Genomic DNA, 21,404 nt, shown 5'->3' with positions numbered 1-21,404 from the left:
GGGCTGGTGAGGCCCGGCCGAGCGGACAGCCGTCCGGGGGACCCCGGCGGGGTCAGACTTCGGCCGCACGATGTGCCGGGCCGCGAAGTGTGCCGCTCCGCCTCAAGGCGTCGGCCGGGACAGGGCGTCGGCGGCTGGTATGAGACGTCGGCCGGTGCCGGTGGAGTGATGTCCGGCCGGGGGAGAGTCGCTCCCGGTAAACCGTGGACAGCCTCATGTGACGCTCGTGTGCCTGGGGTTTCTCATGGTGCCGGGTCGTGTCGGATCGTGCCGGGCTTACGCCCGCGTGCGCCGGTTTGAGAAGACGCGCGAACATGGCGTGGGAACGCCGCTTCAACCGGGGAGGCGGGGGAAAAAGACTTCTGGGCACGGGAGTTCGGATCGGCCGGACCCTGTAGCCCAGTCCGAAATCTCAACCCGGCCCGAGATCTCAGCCCCCCGAGATCCGAGCCGACCGCGCTCGAAAGCCGTGAGTTCCGACGACTCGACAACTCGACGATTCGACGATTCGGAAGTTGTGCCGCATTTCCGAAATCCCCCGAGCCAAGTCCCGCCGCACATCCCCCCGGCGCCGGGACCACCCCAGAGCCGGGCTTCGGCGCCTCTCCCCCCAGGCGCCGGAGCCCGGCTCCTTTTCGTCGCGGAGGTAGGGCGAGGGTCGGGTGAGGGGGGCCGGTGAGGTGGTCGGGCGAGGGGCGGTCGGCGGGCAGGGTCCGCCGGACAATCATGGGGATTTCGGTGGCAATTGCGGGCGCACACTGCCGCCGGGCGGGTTGCGGTGCGGGTGGGCACGTCGAGAAGGCGGGGCACCCCGTACCTGAACCACGGGGTGGCCCGCCCGAATGGCAGATTGTGCCACATGGGCATAGCCTGCCGGAGTGATCAGCTCGACCTCTCGCTCGGCTCCGGCTTCGCTGACCGAGCGGCGCAAAGCGGCGACCCGGATGGAGATCGCCCGGGCGGCAGCCGGACTGTTCGTCAGCCGGGGCCTGAAGGCCACCCGTGCGGAGGACATCGCGCAGGCGGCGGGAATCGCCCCGCGCACCTTCTACCGCTACTTCGCCACCAAGGAAGAGGCCGTAGCCCCGCTCTACGCGGCGGGCGCCCAGCGCTGGGCGGAGGCGGTGCGCGAGGCCCCCGCCGCGCTGAGCGTGCCAGAGGCGCTGGAACACGCGGTGCGCCACACGCTCGCCCCAGGGGGCGGCGTCTCGGCGGCGTCCTGGGAATGGGTGCGCACCCTGATCCGGCTGGCCATGGCGAGCCCGGCTCTGGGAAAGGTCTGGGCCGAGGTCTGCCACACCTCGGAGGCCGATCTCGCGCAGATCCTGGCCGACCGGGCGACGGCCACCGCGCCGACGGCCACCGACCCAACGGAGACTGAACCGACGGCCACCGCCGCAGCCACTTCGGCCACCGCCGCCCCCACCGCCGCCATGGACGTCTCGCCGCAGGAGCGGTTCACGGCGGCGGTCGCGGGCGCGGCGGTCAGGGTCGCCGTCGAGAGCTGGGCGGTGACGGACACCTCGGCCACCGGCCCGCAGGGCCCGGCGGAGTTGGCTCTGAGCAATCTGCGAGCCCTGCGGGACTTCTCCTGGTAGGCAAGGGCGGCGGGATCGGCGGATCGGCGGGACCGGCGGGGCCTACGGGGACGGTTCCGTCGGCTGCCCGGTCCTGGTCGGCTGCTCGGTGCCGGGACGTCAGTCCGTGGTTCCGTCCGGCGTTTCCGGCCGAGCGGCCACCGCTCGTCCCAGCCTTCCGGCCAAGGCCCTTGCGCAGTCGGCCAGTTCGCGCGGCTCCCGGATCGTGAACTCGTAACCCAGCATCGCGAGCCGGACCGCAACCCACTCCACCGGGTCGCTCGTCGACCCGCGCAGTCGGCAGCTCCTCCCGGAGGTCTCGCCGGCACCGGCACCGGCACCGGCACCGGCACCGGTACCCGCACCCCCGCTCTCATCACCGCCGCCGTTCCCTCCGTCGGCGCCCCCGCTCCCATCGCCGCAGCCGCTCCCGCCCCCGTTCCCGTGGTCGGTGTCCGCCGGGTCCGGGGTCGGTGTTCCCAGCCAGGACGGGAGGCGGGCCGCGACGAGTTCGGCCGGGGCGTGGAACGTGACGTCGTACTCGTAGGCGCGTGCGTCCGGGCGGCCGTGGATGGACCGCCGCAGGTACTCCGCCGCGCTCCCCGTCGGCAGTTCCCGTGGTGCGAAGCGCGCGCCGGTCGCGAACGGGTCCCGGACCCGGTCGACCCGGAAGGTCCGCCAGTCCTGACGGTCGAGGTCGTACGCCACGAGGTACCACCGCCGGCCCGTCGACACGAGCCGGTAGGGCTCGGTCAGACGGCGGGACTCCGTGCCGTCCTTGGCGCGGTAGGCGAACCGCAGCCGTTCCTGCCCGGCCACCGTCGACGCCATGACGGTCAGCGTCTCGGGTGCGATGCTCGCGCCGTCTCCGCTGGTCAGCGGGGTGGTGGCGGCCTGGAGGGTGGAGACGCGGTGGCGCAGTCGGGCCGGCAGCACCTGCTCCAGCTTGGCGAGGGCCCGCACGGATGCCTCGTCGACGCCCTCCAGCGCGTGACCTGCCCCGGCCCGCAGTCCGACGGCGATCGCGACGGCCTCCTCGTCGTCGAGCACGAGGGGCGGCATCGCCTTGCCCGCGACCAGTCGGTACCCGCCGTCCGAGCCCATGGTGGCCTGCACGGGATAGCCGAGGTCGCGCAGCCGGTCGATGTCGCGCCGGACCGTGCGCCGGGACACCCGGAGGCGGTCGGCGAGCTCGCCACCGGGCCATTCGCGGGGCGTCTGGAGGAGGGAGAGGAGCTGGAGCAGCCGAGCCGGAGTGTCCGTCGTCATGCATCCGAGGATGCCGCATGAGTAGGACACGATCTGACCTACTGCCGTCCTACTGTCACATCATGACCTCCACGGAGACCTCCACCGAGACACCGCCCGCCTTCGAGACGACCCCAGATCCCGCGCCGGGGGACCGGCGACGCTGGTTCGCGCTCGCCATCGTGATGACCGCGGCCTTCATGGACCTCGTCGACGTCACGATCGTCAACATCGCCATCCCCTCCATCCGGCAGGACGCGGGCGCCTCCTGGAGCCAGATCCAGTGGATCACCGCCGGTTACGCGCTCGCCTTCGCCGCCGGACTCATCACCGGCGGCCGGCTCGGCGACATCCACGGGCGCAAGCGGCTCTTCCTGCTCGGCATCGGCGGCTTCACCCTGGCCTCCGCGCTGTGCGGCTTCGCCGCCAACCCCGAGATGCTGGTCGCCTCGCGCATCCTCCAGGGCGGCATGGCGGCGATGATGGTCCCGCAGGTGCTGTCGATCGTGCATGCGACCTTCCCGGCGCACGAGCGGGGCAAGGTGTTCGGGCTGTTCGGCGCGATCGTCGGGCTGGGCGCCGTCTCGGGCCCGCTGCTCGGCGCGCTGCTGACGGAGTGGAACCTGTTCGGGCTGGAGTGGCGGCCGATCTTCCTGATCAACCTGCCCGTCGGCATCGCGGGGCTGATCCTCGGCGGCCGTTTCATCACCGAGTCGAAGGCGCCGAAGGCGCTGAAGCTGGACATCGTCGGCGTCGTCCTGGTCACCCTCGGTCTGCTCATGCTGCTCTACCCGCTCACCCGCGGCCGCGAGCTGGGCTGGCCGGTGTGGGGGTACGTGTCGATGGTCGGCGCGCTGGGCGTCTTCGGGGCGCTGGTCGCGTACGAGCGTCGCAAGGGCGCGCGGGACGGCTCGCCGCTGGTCGAGCTCTCCCTCTTCCGGGTGCGCAGCTTCGCGGCGGGCGTCGCCGTGCAGACCGTCTTCGGGATCGCCCTCGGCGTGTTCTTCCTGGTCTGGACGCTGTACATGCAGACGGGTCTGGGCTGGAGCCCGATGAAGGCCGGTCTGACCGGGGTCCCCTTCTCGATCGCCGTCTCGGTGGCCGCGGGGATGTCCGTGCAGAAGCTGGTCCCGCGCTTCGGGCGCAAGGTGCTGCAGGCGGGCGCCCTGACGATGGTCGTCGGCGTGCTCCTCTACATCTGGGAGTCCGAGCGCTACGGGCTGGGCATCGCGCCCTGGCAGATGGCGCTGCCGCTGGTCGTCATGGGCGTCGGCATGGGCCTGATCTTCGCCCCGCTGACCGACGCGGTGCTGTCGGAGGTGCCGCGCGAGCACGCCGGATCGGCCTCCGGGCTCATCAACACCGTTCAGCAGATGGGCAACGCGCTCGGGCTGGGGCTTGTCGCGGTCGTCTTCTTCGGGGAGATCGGCGACCGGCTGACGGCGTCCGAGGTCGGCCCGGCCTTCGTGAACGCGTTCCAGCACGCCCTGGGCTGGGTGGCCCTGGTGATGTCCGTGATCTTCCTGCTGATGTTCGCCCTGCCGAAGCGGCCCGCGCAGCACGTGGAGGGCGGCGCGGAGGTCACGGAGGGTACGGAGAGCACGGGAACTTCTGCGGCCGCGGACGCGGTTCCCGGCGAGGACCGGGACCGGGAGTTCGCCGTCTGAGGTTCCGCATCGCCCCGGCCTCGTCGTGAGGCCGCGAGGAGGTCGCGGAGAGGGTCGATGGGCCCCGGAGAGGGTCGAGAGGCCGTCGCACGTCCGTGTGTCGAGAGCCCGTCACCGCATCGCAGCGGTGGCGGGCTCTTCGGCTGTCCACGGCCGCGTCCCGTCCCGGGGTGGAGAGAGAAGGAGGAGGACGGGAGGTCGCGACGGAAGGAAGTCCGTTCATGCCCGAATCGGGTCCGAACCTGTTTACTTTCCGAGATGCCCGGCGTAGCGTCCGTGGATAAACCACAGGTTCGGGCACAAAACAGGTATCGGTCGGAGGAGAACGGACATGTACGCACCGGAGCGGCAGCAGGAGATCCTGCGGCTCGCCCGTGACGGTGGACGGGTGGACGTCCTGTCGCTGGCCGAGGAGTTCCAGGTCACCGCGGAGACGATCCGCCGCGACCTGAAGGCCCTCGACCGGGCCGGCCTGGTGCGACGCGTGCACGGCGGTGCCATCCCGGCCGGACGCCTCGACTTCGAACCGGACCTGGCCGAACGCGAGGGCACCTCGGCCGACGAGAAGGACCGCATCGCCAAGGCGGCCCTGACGGAACTGCCCGCCGAGGGCACGATGATCCTCGACGCCGGGACGACGGTGGCACGACTGGCCGCAGCCCTCCCGCTGGAGGCCGAGCTCACCGTCGTCACCCACAGCCTGCCCATCGCGGCCCGCCTCGCGGACCATCCGGGCATGCAGCTCCATCTCATCGGGGGGCGCGTGCGTCACCGTACGCGCGCCGCCGTGGACGCCTGGGCGCTGCGCGCGTACGGCGAGATCCGGGCCGACGTCCTGTTCCTCGCCGCCAACGGCTTCTCCGCCGAGCACGGGCTGACCACCCCCGATCTCGCCGAGGCCGCGGTCAAGCGGGCGGCCGTCGCCGCGGCCCGCCGGGTCGTCCTGCTCGCCGACTCCGCCAAGCACGGCCAGGAGCACTTCGCCCGCTTCGCCGACCTGAGCGACGTCGACCTGCTGATCACCGACAGCGCACTGAGCCCCGAGGACGCGGCCGCGATCGAGCGCGGCGGCACGGAAGTTGTGCGCGCATGAGCGGCACCGGCCCGGCGAGCGGGAAAGACGCGGCGAGCGGGAAAGCCCCGGTGAGCGGTACTGGTCCGGTGGATGCGGCCGGCCCGGTGAGCGGGGCCGGTCCGGGCGGCGTGGGCGTGATCCTCACCGTCACGCCCAATCCGTCCCTGGACCGCACGTACGAGGTCCCCTCCCTGGACCGGGGCGAGGTCATCCGCGCGACCGGCGAGCGGATGGACCCGGGCGGCAAGGGGGTGAACGTCTCGCGCGCCGCGGCCGCCGCCGGGCGGCGCACGGTCGCCGTGCTGCCGCTGGGCGGTGCGCCGGGCGCGCTCGTCGCCGACCTGCTGGCCGCGCAGGGCATCGAGGTGGCGCCGGTGCCCGTCGCGGGGGCCACCCGCTCCAACATCGCGCTCGCCGAGTCCGACGGCGTCCTGACGAAGATCAACGCGCCCGGCCCCGAACTCTCCGCCGAGGAGCGGGAACTGCTCCTGGAGACGGTGCGTGAGCAGTCGCACGAGGCCGCCTGGATCGCCTGCTGCGGCAGCCTGCCCCGCGGGCTCGCGCCGTCCTGGTACGCCGAGGTGGTCGCCCGGGCGCACGCCGGAGGCGCGCGGATCGCCCTGGACACGTCCGGGCGCGCCCTCCTCGAAGCGCTGCGCGAGCGGCCCGACGTGGTGAAGCCGAACGCCGAGGAGCTCGCGGAGGCCGTCGGACGTCCCCTGGCCACCGTGGGCGACGCGGTGAAGGCGGCCGAGGAACTGCGCGGGATGGGCGCCCGGGCGGTGCTCGCGAGCCTGGGCGCCGACGGTCAGCTGCTGGTCGAGGAGACGGGCGCCTGGTTCGCCAGCGCCCGCGTCGACGCCGTCCGCAGCAACGTGGGCGCCGGCGACGCCTCCCTCGCCGGGTTCCTCGTCGCGGGCGGCAGCGGCCCGGCGGCGCTCGCCTCGGCGGTCGCGCACGGTGCGGCCGCCGTCCAGCTGCCCGGCAGCGTGATGCCCACCCCGGACGACCTGGACCCGGCGGCGGTGACGGTGACCGCCGAGGTGCCCGTGGACCGCGAACTGCGGGAGCCGGTGGCATGGTGACGACCTCCGCACCGCCCGCGCCGCCCGGCGGGCCGTGCGTCCGACAGCGGCGAGGCGTCCCCGCGCCCGCCGCCCGCTACGGCCGGCAGGGCACCCTGAGCCGCCCTGCCGACCCGGGGGAACAGGACCCGAACCCGCCTGTGACCCCACGGAGGCGGGGCTGCCCCGGCCCCGCCTCCACCCTCCCCGCCCCCACCCCCGCCCAGCACCCCACGCCCCGGGCGATACGCGTGCGAAGGAGCCCGCGATGAGCGACATGATCACCGCGGACCTGGTCGATCTCGACCTGTCCGCCCCGACGAAGGAAGCGGCGGCGCGATCCCTCGCCGAGCGCATGGCGGCCCTGGGCCGGGTGACCGACCTGGAGGGCTTCCTCGCCGACGTCGCCGCCCGTGAGGCGCAGATGCCCACCGGCCTCGACGGCGGCATCGGCATCCCGCACTGCCGCAGCGCCCATGTCACCGAGCCCACGCTCGCCTTCGGACGCAGCGCCGCCGGCATCGACTTCGGCGCGGCGGACGGTCCGGCCGACCTGGTCTTCCTCATCGCCGCCCCCGCCGGTGCGGACGACGCCCATCTGACGATCCTGTCGTCGCTGGCCCGTCAGCTGATGAACCCCGACTTCACCGGCGCGCTGCGGTCGGCCGGCGATCCGGCCACGGCGGCGGCGCTGATCCGCGGTGACGAGCCCTCGGCCGCCCGCCCGCCCGCTTCCGAAGCCCCCTCCGCCGGGACCGACACCGCCGGCGCTTCGGCATCCACCGGCCCGGCGGGCTCGGGTGCAACGAACTCCGGTCCCACAGGCCCCGCGGAATCCGGTCCCATGGACTCCGGCCCCACGGAATCCGGCCCCACGGGATCCGGTTCCACGGAACCCGGTTCCGCAGACTCCGTGTCGGCGTCGGCGGCGGCCTCCGCCGACGCCGACACGGTCCCCGGCCGCGGCCCCGCCGCCGCCTCCGCTCCCGCCTCCGCTCCGGGCCGAGCAGCCCCCGCGCCCGAGCCCGAGCCCGAGCCCGAGCCCGCGTCTCGCTTCCGGATCGTCGCCGTCACCTCCTGCCCGACCGGCATCGCGCACACCTACATGGCGGCCGAGTCCCTGGAGAAGGCGGGCCGGGAGGCGGGCGTCGACCTGGTCGTCGAGACACAGGGGTCGGCCGGCTTCACCCGCCTCGACCCGGCCGTCGTCGCCGCGGCGGACGGCGTGATCTTCGCCCATGACGTCCCCGTGCGCGACAAGGACCGCTTCGCCGGCAAGCCCACCGTGGACATCGGCGTGAAGGCGGGCATCAACCGGCCCGCCGAGCTGATCGGCGAGGTGCGCGCGAAGGCGGAGCGCGGCGAGGTGACCTCGGGCGCCCCCTCGGGCGCGGGCACGCCGGTCGAGCGCGCCGGCGAGTCCGGCGAGGGCTACGGCACCAAGTTGCGCAAGTGGCTGATGTCCGGGGTCAGTTACATGGTCCCGTTCGTCGCGGCGGGCGGTCTGCTGATCGCCCTCGGTTTCGCGATCGGCGGCTACGAGATCAAGTCCGCGCCCTCGGTGACGGACCACTTCGTGTGGACCCAGACGGACAGCTGGGCCGCCCTGCTGTTCCAGATCGGCGCCGTGGCCTTCGGCTTCCTCGTCCCGGTCCTCGCGGGGTACATCGCCTACGGCATGGCGGACCGGCCGGGCCTGGTCCCCGGTTTCGTGGGCGGCATGATCGCGTCCACCATCAACGCGGGCTTCCTCGGCGGTCTCGTCGCCGGTCTGCTCGCCGGCGGGGTGGTGATGGCGATCCAGAAGGTGCGGATCCCGGCCCCGGTGCGCGGCATCATGCCGGTGGTGGTGATCCCGCTGATCTCCTCGGCGATCGTCGGCTTCCTGATGTTCGTCGTGGTCGGCAAGCCCATCGCCTCGGCCCAGAAGGGCATGACGGACTGGCTGAACGGCCTCTCCGGTTCCAACGCCGTCCTGCTCGGCGCCCTGCTGGGGCTGATGATGTGCTTCGACCTCGGCGGCCCCGTCAACAAGGTCGCGTACACCTTCGCCACCGCCGGCATCGCGGTCGCCGCCCCGAGCGACTCGGCCATGAAGATCATGGCCGCGGTCATGGCGGCCGGCATGGTCCCGCCGCTCGCGATGGCGCTGGCCACCACGGTCCGGGGCAAGCTGTTCACGCCCACCGAGCGCGAGAACGGCAAGGCCGCCTGGGTGTTGGGCGCCTCCTTCATCTCCGAGGGCGCGATCCCGTTCGCCGCGGCCGACCCGCTGCGCGTCATCCCCGCCTCGATGGCGGGCGGTGCGGTCACCGGCGCGCTGTCGATGGCCTTCGGCGCCACCCTGCGCGCCCCGCACGGCGGCATCTTCGTGGTCCCCCTGATCGGCAACCCGTTCCTCTACCTGATCGCCGTCGCGGCGGGCGTGTGCGTGACGACGGCCGCCGTCGTCGTCCTCAAGGGCATGCGCAAGCCGGCCCCCGGCGCCGCGGGGCCCACGCCGGCGGGAAGCACCGCGGACACCGCGACCGCGGCCCAGGAACCGAAGCAACCGGTAGCCGCGTAACGCGCCGCTGCCCCGTCGTGCGGCGGGGGCCGTCGGCTCTCTCCCCACCGTCGAGGGTTTCGGCCGATCCGGCCGATCCGGCCGGTGTGCTCGGTCTAACCGCTCCGGTCGTTCTGGTCGATCTAACCGTTCTGCGTGGCCTGCGAGATACGTCACGGTCCGGGGCCGAAATCCCGGACCTTGGTGTGTACTGGGCGGTATGCCCGTGCATCTCACGCCCGCCCAGCTGACGGCGCTGACCGTTCTCGCCGTGGCGTCCGTCGCCTGGCTTCTCGTCCTGACCCGGGTCCTGCGGCGGATGCGCGCACGCGCCGAGGCTCACGCGGCGTTCCGCTCCTTCCCCGTCCGGCCCGCGCTCCCCGCCATCCCGGCACTGCCCGTGCTGCCCGCCCTCCCGCGCCAGCAACAGGCGACCAGTCCCCACCGGGAGAGCGTCGAGCTGACGACGGCGGAGAAGGACGCTTTCGCGGGCCTGGTGCGCCGCCTCAGCGGCGACCGCTGACCCGACGCCGACGCACCTGACGTGCGACGGAGCCGAGCGGAGGCGAAGCAGACGTGCGGCGAACGGCGGCGACGGCGGCGAACGGCGGTGGACGTGCGGCGCGGGCCCCGTGGACGTGCGGCGGGAAGCCACGGGAAGTCACGGGAAGTCAGTGGAGCCGGGGAGTGACGGAGCCGGGGGAGGCGTGGGCCAGGGCGAGGCAGCGGAGTCCGGAAGGGACCTACGCCTGTGCCGCCCGGCGTTCCATGGCTTCGCGGGCCGCGGTCTCGGACGCGTACACCTCGCACATGTGCCGCCCGTCGGGCGTCGCCGTGTGCTCGACCTCCCACAGGGAGATCTCCCGGCCGTCGCGCAGCAGGAACGCGTGCTCGTACAGCGAGTAGCCCAGGCCGATGCGGCCGGCCCGGCACGGGCGCCCGAAGGCCTGCGTGATCTGGTGCGCGAACGCCGACCTCAGCAGTGCCGTCGTTTCCGCGTCGGGCCGGTCGGGGTTCTCGGCGCGGCGCAGCAGGCGGCGCGCGTGGTCCGCCGAGTCGTCCGGCTCGTACACATGGCGGGGCGCCGGGACCGGTGCGAGCTGGACCAGCACCGGCAGTTCGAAGTCCGGCGCCTCGGACGGCAGCGGCAGCCGGGCGGTGGCGGCGCGCAGCTCCTCCTCGTCCGCGTACACCTCGTGCTGGGGTTCGCTGCCGGGTGCGGTGTTGTGCACGAGTTCCCACAGCGTAAGCGCGCAGCCGTCGGCCAGCAGCCAGGTGTGCCGGTAGGTTTCCCGGTGCAGGCCGGCGCTGTGGTGGGCGGAGTGCAGGGAGCTGTCGTGGGCCAGCGCGCAGTCGAGCCGCCGCAGGGCCTCGTCGGGCAGCTCGAACGAGTTCAGGGCGCGACCGAGCAGTCGCGCGAGATGCTCCTCCGGAGACTCGGGCGACTCGGCTGGTTCGTACGCTGTCGTCTCGTACGGAACGCTCAAGGTTTCTCCCGGCGTTGCTGCATGTCACCTTGTGGGTGCATACCGTAGCCCCTCGGTCGGACATCGTGTCCGGGAACCGAGAAAACGTACGTCGGAGAAAACGCCGGGGCCGCGCGGATGGTTCCCGCGCGGCCCGACGTGTGCTCAGAAAGCGCCGGTCAGACGGCACTTCGCGTGGTCGTGACGCTCCTGGTGCGCCCGGTTCGCGGGGCGCTCGCGTTGCTTGCGACGCTCCCGGTGCCCGTGGTGAACGGGGTGCTCGCGGTGGCGGTCACGCGCCGCTTCCCGCGGTCCACTCCGCCCAGGACATGTTCCAGCCGTTCAGCCCGTTGTCGGGGGCCACCGTCTTGTCGGGGGAGTTCTTGACGATCACCACGTCGCCTACCAGCGAGTTGTCGTAGAACCACTTGGCGGGGGTGTCGCCCTGTGCGCCCCGGACGTCGGCGAGTCCGACGCAGCCGTGGCTGGTGCCGGTGCGCCCGAAGGGCGGGTTGCCCTTGTTGTACCAGTAGTTGCCGTGCAGGAAGGTGCCGGACGTGGTCAGGCGCATCGCGTGCGGCACGTCCGGGATGTCGTACTCGGCGCCCAGGTTGACCGTCCGGCTGTTCATTCGCGTCTGCGTGAACTTCTCGGAGATCACCATCTGGCCGTTGTACGTGGTGTGCTCGGGGTCGCCCGTGGAGATCGGGGTCGTCTTCAGGGTCTGTCCGTCCCGCACGACCGTCATGGTCTGCGTGTTCGCGTCGACCGTGGAGACCTGTGAGCGTCCGACGGTGAAATCGACCGTCTTCTTCTGCACCCCGTAGACGCCGTTCGCGCCCTCGACGCCGTCCAGGTCGATCTTCATCGTGACCTTGGAGCCGGCCTTCCAGTACTCCTGGGGGCGGAAATCGAGCCGCTGCGCGCCGAACCAGTGGCCGACCACCTGCTGGCCGCTGCTGGAGGTGACCGTGATGTGCGACTGCACGGCCTTCTTGTCGGCGATGGCCTTGTCGAAGGTGAACGACACCGGCATGCCGACGCCGACCGTGGTCCCGTTGTCCGGGGTGTACGTGCCGATGAAGCTGTTCGCGGAGGAGACCGTGGTGAAGATGGCGTTGGCCGCCGCGGTCTTGCCGTCGGCGTCCTTTGCGGTCGCCGATATCTGGTACTTCGTGCCCCGCTCCAGCTGCTTCTTCGGCTTCCAGCTGCCGCCGTCGGCCGAGAGGGCGCCCTCGACGGCCTCGCCCGCCCCGGCCACGGTCATCTTCACGTCGGTGAGCCGGCCGCCGCTCACCTTCACGCCGGTCTGGTTGATGGACGCGCCCGTGGAGCCGTCCTTCGCCGAGATGACGATCTTGGCGGTGGACGTCTTCACGCCGTTGCCCGCGCTCTTGCCCCCCTTGGCGTCGCCGCCCTCGGCGCTCGCGCTGCCCCCGCAGGCGGTCAGGGTCAGGGCGCCGACCACCAGGACGGCACAGGCTCCCGCTGCGCGCCGCACTGCCCTGTTCGCCTTGTTCGCCTTGTCCGCCGTCGTCACGGGCTGCTCCGGTTCCTTGAGAGGTGGGTGATCCGCTTCCGTACGTGCAGGAGGAGGGGCACGCCGACCGACGGGGTTGCGGCGCGGGCGGCCTTGGCACGAGCGCGTGACAGAACCGGGACAATGCCCGCCCGCCCCCTGCCGGCAGCCCTCAGCCCCAGGAGCAGCGGGGACGGGCCGGTCCGGGTCCCGGTGTCACCGGGCGCCGTACAGCTCCTCGTAGGACGGCCAGGCGCCGCCCGGGCCGTCGACGGGCGCGGCCGCGCGTACGGCTGCGACGATCGCGCGGGTCACCGTGTCCGCGCCCGCCGCGAGGACGTCGTTCAGCGCGAGCGGGTTGCCGGGGGCGAGCCGTCGGGCGCCCGTCGCCAGCGCGAACACGGTGTCGCCGTCATTGAGCAGGTGCACCGGACGTACGGCGCGCGCGATCCCGTCGTGAGCGGTGCCCGCCAGTTTCTGCGCCTGTGCCTTGGACAGGTCGGCGTCGGTGGCGACCACCGCGAGCGTGGTGTTCAGCGGCGGCGGCGCGTTCCTCGCCGCGCTCTCGGCGAGGCGGCGGCGCGCGGCCTCGTGCACCCGCGCCTGCGGACACGTCACGCGGCCCTGGAACAACTCCCCGTACAACGCGCCCGTTTCCGGGTCCAGCACCGATCCGACGGCGTTCGCCACCACCAGCGCGGCCACGGTGATCCCCGACTCGAGGACGACGGCGGCCGTGCCCACACCGCCCTTCAGCGGCCCCACCACCGCGCCGGTCCCGGCGCCTACGCACCCCTGGGCCACCCGCGCCCCGGGCTCGCTCGCCGCGGCCGACGTCACGGCCGCCAGACCCGTGGCCGCGTCCGGACGGGCCCGGAAGTCGCCGCCGCGCCCCAGGTCGAAGACGCAGGCGGCCGGCACCACCGGCACGACATGCGCCGGATCCGGGCCGACGCGGACCCCACGGCCCCGTTCCTCCAGCCAGGCCATCACCCCGGACGCGGCGTCGAGCCCGTACGCGCTGCCGCCCGTGAGCACGATCGCCTCGACCTTCTGCACGAGGTTGCGCGGATCGAGGGCGTCGGTCTCCTTGGTGCCGGGGCCGCCGCCGCGCACGTCCACCGCGGCCACGGCGCCGCCCTCGGGCGCGAGGACGACCGTGACGCCGGTGAGCCACCCGTCGCCGGTCCGCGTCGCGTGGCCCACCCGCACGCCGGCGACGTCCGTCAGAGCGTCAACTGTCATGGCAGCCAGTCTCGCCCAGCCCGCACCGCGCGCGAGGCCGCGGTCCGCTCGCGTCACACCGCGGAAGGCGAACCCTCCGGCGAGTCCTCGTCCGGGCCCCGCGAGTCCGACGCGTCCTCGTCCCGTGCGGCCCGCCCGAGCATGCGGGCCGTGAGGGTCGCACCGGTGGCCACCGCCAGCGCCGACACCAGACCTGCCGCCAGGACCGCCCACTCGCCCGCGAACGTGCAGCAGATCACCAGCAGCGCGGTGACGGGCAGTACCGACTGCTGGGCCAGGCCCACCTTGAAGTGGCGTGAGTGCAGCGCCCAGACGGTCAGCAGGTACAGCGCCGTCGGCAGGGTGACGGCCGCCGACGCGGCGAGCGTGGACAGGTGGGCCTCCCCGACGGTCTGCTCGACCGCCACCTCCAGGCCCGCGCCGATCGCCGCCGCCGACGCGAAGACGGCGTAGTGCCCGTAGCCCCACAGGAACGCCTGCCTGCTGGAGCGCAGGTGCCCGTGGATGGGGACCACGAAGTAGATCCACCAGGCGGCGAAGACGATCAGCAGACCGCCGACCGCGATCGGCAGCAATTCGCCCAGCGCGTCGTTCTCGTCGATGCCGGTCTTCACCGCGACCGTGGCCGCCGCGATCGTCTCGCCCAGCACGATGATCGTGAACAGCCCGTAGCGTTCCGCGATGTGGTGCGGGTGCCAGGACGTCGGGTGGCCCCGCTCCGCGAGCAGCGGCACGCACATCTCCAGCGGCACCATCACCAGGAACAGCCAGGCCCGGCCGCCCTCGGGCAGGATCAGCAGCCCCAGCCAGCCGATCTGGCAGAACAGGACGCCACCGGCGTAGCGCAGGGCCGTCCTGCGCTCCGCGCCCTCGGTGGACAGCGCCACGCGCAGCCACTGCGAGGACATCGCGACCCGCATCACGGCGTAGCCCAGCCAGACGGCCAGGAACTCGTGGTCCTCGAAGGCCCGTGACACCCCGGCGGCGAGCACCAGGACTCCGGCGATCTGGACCAGCGTGACCACCCGGTAGAGGGCGTCGTCGTTGTCGTACGCCGAGGCGAACCAGGTGAAGTTCATCCAGGCCCACCAGATGGCGAAGAAGACCATCGCGTAGTTGAGGATTCCCTCGCCCGCGTGGGACTCCGCCACCGCGTGCACCAGCTGGACGCCCGCCTGGGCGATGGCCACGACGAAGCACAGGTCGAAGAAGAGTTCGAGCGGTGAGGCGACCCGGTGCGCCTCGCCCCGGCCGCGCGCGGTCAGCTTCCGCAGCGGGTGTCCGCGCGCGGGCGCGGTCGGCGGCGAGGGACGGCCGGAGGGCTGGGCCGGTGGGGGCGTGCTGGACGTCATGGGTCCCAGCACAGCAGACAACCGGCGGAAATTCTCGTGCGGTGCGGTCCTCGCACGGGCCCGGAACGGGCCGGCGGGCCGGGCCGTACCCTGGACGCATGAGCACCCCAGCCGCCCCCGAGCCGCGTGACCCGAAGGCCGCGCTGATCTTCGACGACCCGCTGGACCGCCAGTCGTCGGACGACACCGACCGAGGGTGGGGCGAGCGGCCGTCGGCCGGCGGCGACAGCGCGGCCGACCTCAAGCGCTTCCTCGACGAGAAGCCGCCCCACCACATCTGAAGCCGGAGCGGGCCCCCGTCTCCGACCCGCCGTGTGCCTACCGCCGGTGGTCGCCCGAGCCGCGCTGGGCGACCAGCTCGTCGCGGATCTCCTTGAGGACCTCCAGCTCGGTCACGTCCATGACCTCCTGCGTGCCCTCCTTGGCCTTTCTGCGGGCCTCGACCAGGGCCAGGTACTTCGACATGGGCAGCACCATCAGGAAGTAGACGACGGCCGCCGTGATCAGGAACGTGAGGGTCGCGCCGAGCACGGAGCCCCACAGGATCTGCACGCCCGTCGCGTCGGCGCCGGTGCCGCTGCACTTGCCCTTGATGCAGGAGCTGTAGCTGTCCAGGTTCTGGGTGCCGATCGTGCCGATGACCGGGTTGATGATCCCCTTCACCACCGCGTTGACGATGTTGGTGAAGGCCGCGCCGATCACCACCGCGACAGCCAGATCGACGACGTTCCCACGCATCAGGAAGGCCTTGAAGCCCTGCAGGACGCTTGCCTTCTTCTCGCTCACCTGGGGGACACTCCTCGCATGTACAGGTTGTGGAACAAACAGCTCCGCAACCTACGTCAAGGCCGGACGGGCGTGTCCACCGCGGTCGCTCGAACGAGCGACTTGACCTCACCACACCGTCACCGCCAGCCGTGCCGTCGCGCTCGCACCCGCAAGGCGCGCGGCGGTCGGACGGGGCACCGACAGGACGACCAAGGCGCCGCTGCCGCCGCTGCCCCCGCTTCCGCCGAAGGTGGTGGCGGGGGCCGAGTCAGGGGCGTCCAGCGGCTCGGGCACCTTGGTGACGAGCGCCCCGCGCGCGACGACGCGTGCCTCGCCGCCCGTGCCGCCGCCCGCCGCGACGGCCGTCGGCTGCTCGACCGCGATGACGTCGACCCGGTCACCGGGGCGCAGCAGCCGGACGGTGGCCGCGTCGGCGATGCGCACCGGGGCCGTCACCTTCCCGGCGGTACGGGTGGGGGACGCGGGGGCGTGCGCGGACGATCGCGCGCCGGATGGTGAGTTTCCGTGCGCGTCACCGTCCGGGTGTCCGCGGGCCGGGTCGCCGTCCCGTGGAGTCGCGGCCACGAGCGCGGCGGCGGTGACGGCCAGTCCGATCGCGAGGGCGCGCCTGCGGCTCCGGACCAGCCGGCCGAGCCGGTACCGGCTGTGACCGACACGGACCGGATCGAAGGCGGGCACCTCGCATGTCGCGGGCGCCTCCGGGCCGGGCGGACACGGCGCGGACGGGAAGGAGTGCGGGACGGACGGGCGCGGAGGAGAGGGAGGAAGCGCGGACATGGACACGGAGACCACCACCTGCGGGGAGGGACGGGATCGGACGGGCTTGCACAGCCACGATGAGCCCTGGCCGCGCCGCCCGTCGGAGCCGGTGGACGGTCCACGGTTTGTGGACAACTCCGCCACCCGAACGAGGAGTTCCGTCACTCACACCGACGAGTTCCGCCACTGACAACGGGGAGTTCCGTCACTCACGGGGAGCGGGAGACCGGCGGCCGCTCCGGTCAAAGCACCCGGATCCGGTCGACCGGTCGACCTCCGGACCACAAGGACGTACGAGTCCCCCGAATCCCCCTGGATGCCCCCCGACCCCCGGTCCCCCTACGGCAGTTCGAACCCGGGGTTCAGGCCGCCCAGGGCGTTCGTGCACAGGCAGTTCCGGTCGGTGCCGGCGGGGAGGGCGGCGAGCGTGTCGAACAGCACCTCCCGGAGGCGGTCCACGTTGGCGGCGAAGACGCGCATGACCTCCTGGTGCGACACGCCCTCACCGCTCTCGGCGCCCGCGTCCAGGTCGGTGACCAGGTTCAGCGACGTGTAGCAGAGCTCCAGTTCGCGGGCGAGGGCGGTTTCGGGGTGGCCCGTCATGCCGACCGTCGACCAGCCCTGCGCCTGGTGCCACAGGGATTCGGCGCGGGTGGAGAACCTCGGTCCCTCGACCACGACGAGGGTGCCGCCGTCCACCGGCTCCCACTGCCGGCCGCGTGCCGCCTCGAGGGCCGCCGCGCGTCCGGTCGGGCAGTAGGGGTCGGCCAGCGACACGTGCACCACGCGGGGCACGGTGCCGTCGGGGAGGGGCAGGCCGTCGAAGTAGGTCCCGGTCCGCGACTTCGTCCGGTCGACCAGCTGGTCGGGCACGAGCAGCGTGCCTGGCCCGTATTCGGGGCGCAGCCCGCCCACGGCGCACGGGCCGAGGACCTGACGCACGCCGACGGAGCGCAGCGCCCACAGGTTGGCCCGGTAGTTGATGCGGTGGGGCGGCAGGTGGTGCCCGCGTCCGTGGCGGGGGAGGAAGGCGACCCGGCGGCCGGCGGTCTCGCCGATGAAGAGGGAGTCGCTGGGCGGGCCGTAGGGGGTGTCGACCTGGATCTCGGTCACGTCGTCGAGGAACGAGTAGAGACCGGAGCCGCCGATGACGCCGATCTCTGCGTTCGCTGCCTTGTTCGCCATGTCCGGCACCCTAGTACCCCAGTTGTGGATCATGATCTTCGAGTCGGGGGGTGCGGCTTGTCATGGGTGGCGGCCGGTGCGGGAGGCCGTGGCAGCGGTGCCCTTCGCCCCGATGGCCGGGGGCTTCCACGCCGCTCCGTCGCAGGAATGACGTCGGAAGTCGACGACGACGCGGCCGACCTGCCCGTCGTCGGTGCGGCCGTGCGGCCGATCCGGACGGGGCAGGGCCCGTCGCCCCGGCCGGCCCGGCAGCGGGAACGGTGAGGACCCCGTCGTCGGTCGACGACAGGGTCCCGTGCGCGGTGGGCGTCAGGCGGCGGAGCTGCTGCCGGCCGAGGTGCCGGTGCTCGACGACTTGGAGCCCGCCGAGGAGTCCGACGAAGAGGACGACGACGTGGTCGTGCTCGGCTTGGAGTCGGTGGTCGACGACTTCGACGACGCCGGCGAGCTGCTCGACGACGAGCCGCGGCTGTCGTTGCGGTAGAAGCCCGAGCCCTTGAACACGATGCCGACCGCGGAGAACACCTTCTTGAGGCGGCCATCACAGCTCGGGCACTCGGTCAGAGCGTCGTCGGTGAACTTCTGCACCGCCTCGAGGCCCTCGCCGCACTCGGTGCACTGGTACTGGTAGGTCGGCACTGTCTTCCTCCTGGCACTCTCACTCAGTGAGTGCTAACGACGGTCTATCTTGACGCATTCCCGGGGTTCAGTCCACTGTCACCGGCTCGCGGTGACCGACGCCACGCGCGACGGTACGCGCGTGTGGGCGTGTGGCGAGCCGCGAACGCAGCGCCAGCAGGACCGTCAGGGCCAGTACGGTGCCGCACATCGGGACCAGGAAACCGGCGCCGTCGCGGACGTTGTCCTCCAGTTGCCCGGCGACGGTGACGGCGGCCGCCTGGCCGAGCGCGACGGCGCCCGTCAGCCAGGTGAACGCCTCGGTGCGGGCCCCGGCCGGGACCAGGCCCTCGACCAGGGTGTAGCCGGTGATCAGCGCGGGCGCGATGCACATGCCGACCAGCAGACCGAGGCCCGCCAGGACGAGCACGGAGTGCGCGGCCCACAGACCGGAGGCGACGAGCGCGAGGGCCGCGTAGGCGACGACCAGGCGGCGCTGCGGGGCGACCTTCCAGGCGATCGCGCCGCAGACCAGACCCGACAGCATGTTGCCCGCGGCGAAGGTGCCGTACAGGACGCCGTTCAGGCCGGGTTCGCCGATCGACTCGGAGAACGCGGCGAGGGAGACCTGCATGCCGCCGAAGACGGAGCCGATGCCCAGGAACGTCGCGATCAGCACGCGCACACCGGGGACGCGCAGAGCCGAGGCGTGCTCCACGCGCGTGTGGCCAGCGGCGGCGATCCGCGGCTGGGTGCTCTTCTGCGCGGCGAACAGCAGGCCGCCGAGCAGGGTCAGCGAGGCCTCGGTGACCAGACCGGCGGCGGGGTGCACGGCGGTGCACAGGGCGGTCGCCAGGAGCGGGCCGAGGACGAAGGTCAGCTCGTCCGTGACGGACTCGAAGGCCGCCGCGGTGCTCATCAGCGGTGAGCCCTTCAGTTGCACGCCCCACCGGGCCCGCACCATGGGCCCGACCTGCGGCACCGAGGCGCCCGTGGGCACGGCGGCCGCGAACAGCGCCCACAGGGGCGCGTGAGCGAGGGCGAGGGCCGTGAGGGCGATCCCGGACACGGTGTGCACGAGCACGCCGGGGACCAGCACCGCGCGCTGCCCGTAGCGGTCGGCGAGGCGGCCGCTGTAGGGCGCGCACAGCGCCATGGAGACGCCGGTGACGGCGGCGGCGGCGCCGGCGGCCCCGTACGAGCCGGTGGTGTGCTGCACGAGCAGCACGATGGAGATGGTGAGCATCGCGAACGGCTGGCGGGCGGCGAAGCCGGGCAGCAGGAACGTCCAGGCGCCGCGGGTGCGCAGCAGTTGCCCGTATCCCGGGCGGGAGGAGGCCGACGAGTCCTTCGACGGCTCGGTGGTGACCGTGGATGCCACGGCCCGTGCCTTTCTGCCGCCTGGTAGCGCGCCCGTGCGGGGGCGCCGAGAGCTGTCCTCTTGCGCGTGCTGCGGTAGATGCCGGAGTCCGCTGCAGGAGGTGTCCCGGCCGCCATACGGTCGCGCCAGCTCTGCGTCAGGCAGAGTTGGTTCGATCAAAGTGCGCCTTCATCGTACAGGGATCAAGGCCGACGAGGCCTGTGAAAAGGAGCACCAGCCTCGTGGCCGCCTCTGAATGAAGGGGGTGTGAACGGTGCGAAACGTGTGCTCAACGCGTCAACGCGTCAACGCGGTCCGTCGCCGGTGCCGAGCCAGCCGGCGAGCTTGCCGCCGTGCCCGACGGCCCGCAGCCGCTTCTCCGCGGCGTCGCGGACGGGGTCGGTGGCCACGACGAGGAGTTCGTCGCCGTGACGCAGGACGGTCGCCGGGAGGGGGACGAACGAGGTTCCGTCCCGCACGACGAGGGTGACGGCGGCCCCGGCGGGCAGCCGCAGCTCGTTGACCTCGACGCCGTGCATCTTCGAGCCCTCCGGGATCGCTACGGACAGCAGGTGCCCGCGCAGCCGCTCCAAGGGCGCGGACTCGACGCCGAGGTCGGCGGCCTCCGGGTCCCCGCCGAGGCGGAGCTTGCGCGCCAGCCAGGGCAGCGTCGGCCCCTGGACCAGGGTGTAGACGACGACCAGGACGAAGACGATGTTGAAGATCCGGCGGCTGCCGTCGACGCCGTTCACCATGGGGATCGTCGCCAGGATGATGGGCACGGCGCCGCGCAGGCCGGCCCAGGACATCAGGGTCTGCTCCTGCCAGGGCACCCGGAAGGGGGTCAGGCAGAGGAAGACGCTGATCGGGCGGGCCACCATGGTGAGCACCAGGCCGATGACGAGCGCTGGCAGCACGTCGTCGCCCAGCTCGTGCGGGGTGACCAGCAGGCCGAGCAGGACGAACATGCCGATCTGGGCCATCCAGCCGAGCCCGTCGGCGAACCCGCGCGTGGCGGGCCAGTGGGGCAGTTTGGCGTTGCCCATGACCATGGCGGCGAGGTAGACGCCGAGGAAGCCGCTGCCGTGCGCCAGGGAGCCCGCCGCGTAGGCGGTGACGGCGATCGCCATGACGGCGATCGGGTAGAGGCCGGAGGCGGGCAGGGCGACGTGCCGCAGGCCCCAGGAGCCCAGCCAGCCGACCGTGAGGCCGATGGCGGCGCCGATGGCCAGTTCCAGCGCTATCTCGCCCAGCAGCACGTACCAGTGCTCCACGGGGCCGGCCGTGGAGAAGGCGACGACCAGGATGACGACCGGGGCGTCGTTGAAACCGGACTCGGCCTCCAGGGTGCCCGTCACGCGGGACGGCAGGGGGATCTTGCGCAGGACGGAGAAGACCGCCGCCGCGTCCGTCGAGGACACCACCGCGCCGATGATCAGCGCCTGCCGCCACTCCAGCCCCGTCACGTAGTGCGCGGCCGTGGCCGTGACGCCGACGCTGACCGCGACCCCGGCCAGTGCCAGCGCCGTGGCGGACGGCAGGGCCGGTTCGATCTCCTTCCACTTCGTGCCCAGGCCGCCCTCGGTGAGGATCACGACGAGGGCGGCGTAGCCGATGACCTGCGTCAGTTCGGCGTTGTCGAAGTGGACGTCGCCGATGCCGTCCTGGCCCATGGCGATGCCGATGCCCAGGTAGACGAGCAGGCTGGGGAGCCCGCTGCGCGAGGAGATCCGGACCGCTGCGACGGCGACGAGCAGGACGAGCGAGCAGACGAGCAGGAGCTGGTTGAGGTGCTGGACAGTCAGCGGCGGTTCCCTTTCACCGGCGCGCGCGCCTTGCGCGCGGGCCCATATGTGCTTCGGATACATCGGACACGAGCGGTGTGCGCCCCGCACCCAACTACTTCATTACCTTACCTAACTCTTGACGATTTCT

At 72.6% G+C, this 21,404-nt stretch carries 18 protein-coding genes; 7 read left to right on the top strand and 11 right to left on the bottom strand.

The window, feature by feature from the left end; translation table 11 throughout:
* Window positions 1-944: 944 nt before the first annotated feature.
* Window positions 945-1,598 carry a TetR/AcrR family transcriptional regulator gene (locus OG802_RS14990; protein ID WP_329417068.1) on the top strand — a complete coding sequence of 218 codons (654 nt, stop codon included), beginning with the start codon at window positions 945-947 and terminating at the stop codon, window positions 1,596-1,598.
* 99 nt (window positions 1,599-1,697) lie between these two features.
* Here the strand turns inward: OG802_RS14990 and OG802_RS14985 are convergent, their stop codons facing one another.
* On the bottom strand, window positions 1,698-2,846 hold the full coding sequence (locus tag OG802_RS14985) for a helix-turn-helix transcriptional regulator (RefSeq protein ID WP_329410910.1): 1,149 nt from the start codon (window positions 2,844-2,846) through the stop codon (window positions 1,698-1,700).
* 62 nt (window positions 2,847-2,908) lie between these two features.
* Here OG802_RS14985 and OG802_RS14980 point away from each other — a divergent pair, with 62 nt between their 5' ends.
* The 5 genes from OG802_RS14980 (at window position 2,909) to OG802_RS14960 (ending at window position 9,699) form a co-directional block, all read left to right on the top strand.
* Window positions 2,909-4,492, top strand: a complete 1,584-nt coding sequence (locus tag OG802_RS14980) for an MFS transporter (RefSeq protein WP_329410908.1) — start codon at window positions 2,909-2,911, stop codon at window positions 4,490-4,492.
* Window positions 4,493-4,823: 331 nt separating this feature from the next.
* Entirely contained in the window at window positions 4,824-5,585 is a 762-nt protein-coding gene (locus OG802_RS14975; RefSeq protein ID WP_329410906.1) for a DeoR/GlpR family DNA-binding transcription regulator, read from the top strand.
* Window positions 5,586-5,701: 116 nt separating this feature from the next.
* The gene (gene pfkB / locus OG802_RS14970) at window positions 5,702-6,652 is read left to right on the top strand and encodes a 1-phosphofructokinase (protein WP_329417067.1); all 951 of its coding nucleotides are present in this window, start codon (window positions 5,702-5,704) and stop codon (window positions 6,650-6,652) included.
* 247 nt (window positions 6,653-6,899) lie between these two features.
* Complete coding sequence (locus OG802_RS14965) at window positions 6,900-9,197, top strand: PTS fructose transporter subunit IIABC (RefSeq protein WP_329410904.1); 2,298 nt, start codon at window positions 6,900-6,902, stop codon at window positions 9,195-9,197.
* A gap of 199 nt (window positions 9,198-9,396) precedes the next feature.
* A complete protein-coding gene (locus OG802_RS14960; RefSeq protein ID WP_329410903.1) occupies window positions 9,397-9,699 on the top strand; it encodes a hypothetical protein in 303 nt (100 codons plus the stop codon).
* 220 nt (window positions 9,700-9,919) lie between these two features.
* Here OG802_RS14960 and OG802_RS14955 read toward each other — a convergent pair whose 3' ends face one another.
* From OG802_RS14955 to OG802_RS14940, 4 genes are all read right to left on the bottom strand, one after another.
* Complete coding sequence (locus OG802_RS14955) at window positions 9,920-10,663, bottom strand: DUF6227 family protein (RefSeq protein WP_329410901.1); 744 nt, start codon at window positions 10,661-10,663, stop codon at window positions 9,920-9,922.
* 271 nt (window positions 10,664-10,934) lie between these two features.
* A complete protein-coding gene (locus OG802_RS14950) occupies window positions 10,935-12,110 on the bottom strand; it encodes a L,D-transpeptidase (RefSeq protein ID WP_329417066.1) in 1,176 nt (391 codons plus the stop codon).
* A 267-nt stretch (window positions 12,111-12,377) separates the two neighbouring features.
* Window positions 12,378-13,406, bottom strand: a complete 1,029-nt coding sequence (locus OG802_RS14945; RefSeq protein WP_329410899.1) for a P1 family peptidase — start codon at window positions 13,404-13,406, stop codon at window positions 12,378-12,380.
* A 53-nt stretch (window positions 13,407-13,459) separates the two neighbouring features.
* Entirely contained in the window at window positions 13,460-14,758 is a 1,299-nt protein-coding gene (locus OG802_RS14940) for a low temperature requirement protein A (protein WP_329410897.1), read from the bottom strand.
* 98 nt (window positions 14,759-14,856) lie between these two features.
* On the opposite strand from OG802_RS14940, the gene OG802_RS14935 reads away from it, so the two are divergent.
* The gene (locus OG802_RS14935) at window positions 14,857-15,039 is read left to right on the top strand and encodes a hypothetical protein (RefSeq protein ID WP_329410895.1); all 183 of its coding nucleotides are present in this window, start codon (window positions 14,857-14,859) and stop codon (window positions 15,037-15,039) included.
* Window positions 15,040-15,076: 37 nt separating this feature from the next.
* Here OG802_RS14935 and mscL read toward each other — a convergent pair whose 3' ends face one another.
* From mscL to OG802_RS14905, 6 genes are all read right to left on the bottom strand, one after another.
* On the bottom strand, window positions 15,077-15,544 hold the full coding sequence (mscL, locus tag OG802_RS14930; RefSeq protein WP_329410894.1) for a large conductance mechanosensitive channel protein MscL: 468 nt from the start codon (window positions 15,542-15,544) through the stop codon (window positions 15,077-15,079).
* A gap of 108 nt (window positions 15,545-15,652) precedes the next feature.
* On the bottom strand, window positions 15,653-16,324 hold the full coding sequence (locus OG802_RS14925; protein WP_443055248.1) for an RcpC/CpaB family pilus assembly protein: 672 nt from the start codon (window positions 16,322-16,324) through the stop codon (window positions 15,653-15,655).
* Between the two features lie 321 nt (window positions 16,325-16,645).
* Window positions 16,646-17,491 (bottom strand): S-methyl-5'-thioadenosine phosphorylase, encoded by an 846-nt coding sequence (locus OG802_RS14920; RefSeq protein ID WP_329410890.1) that lies wholly within the window; start codon window positions 17,489-17,491, stop codon window positions 16,646-16,648.
* 309 nt (window positions 17,492-17,800) lie between these two features.
* Entirely contained in the window at window positions 17,801-18,130 is a 330-nt protein-coding gene (locus OG802_RS14915; RefSeq protein WP_329410889.1) for an FmdB family zinc ribbon protein, read from the bottom strand.
* A 67-nt stretch (window positions 18,131-18,197) separates the two neighbouring features.
* Entirely contained in the window at window positions 18,198-19,490 is a 1,293-nt protein-coding gene (locus OG802_RS14910; RefSeq protein ID WP_329410888.1) for an MFS transporter, read from the bottom strand.
* Window positions 19,491-19,774: 284 nt separating this feature from the next.
* Window positions 19,775-21,337: a potassium/proton antiporter gene (locus tag OG802_RS14905; RefSeq protein WP_329410886.1), complete on the bottom strand. Its 1,563-nt coding sequence runs from the start codon at window positions 21,335-21,337 to the stop codon at window positions 19,775-19,777.
* Between the last annotated feature and the right edge of the window lie 67 nt (window positions 21,338-21,404).

This window comes from Streptomyces sp. NBC_00704 (genome assembly GCF_036226605.1).
Taxonomy (GTDB): domain Bacteria; phylum Actinomycetota; class Actinomycetes; order Streptomycetales; family Streptomycetaceae; genus Streptomyces.
This window is presented reverse-complemented; position numbering and strand designations above follow the sequence as displayed.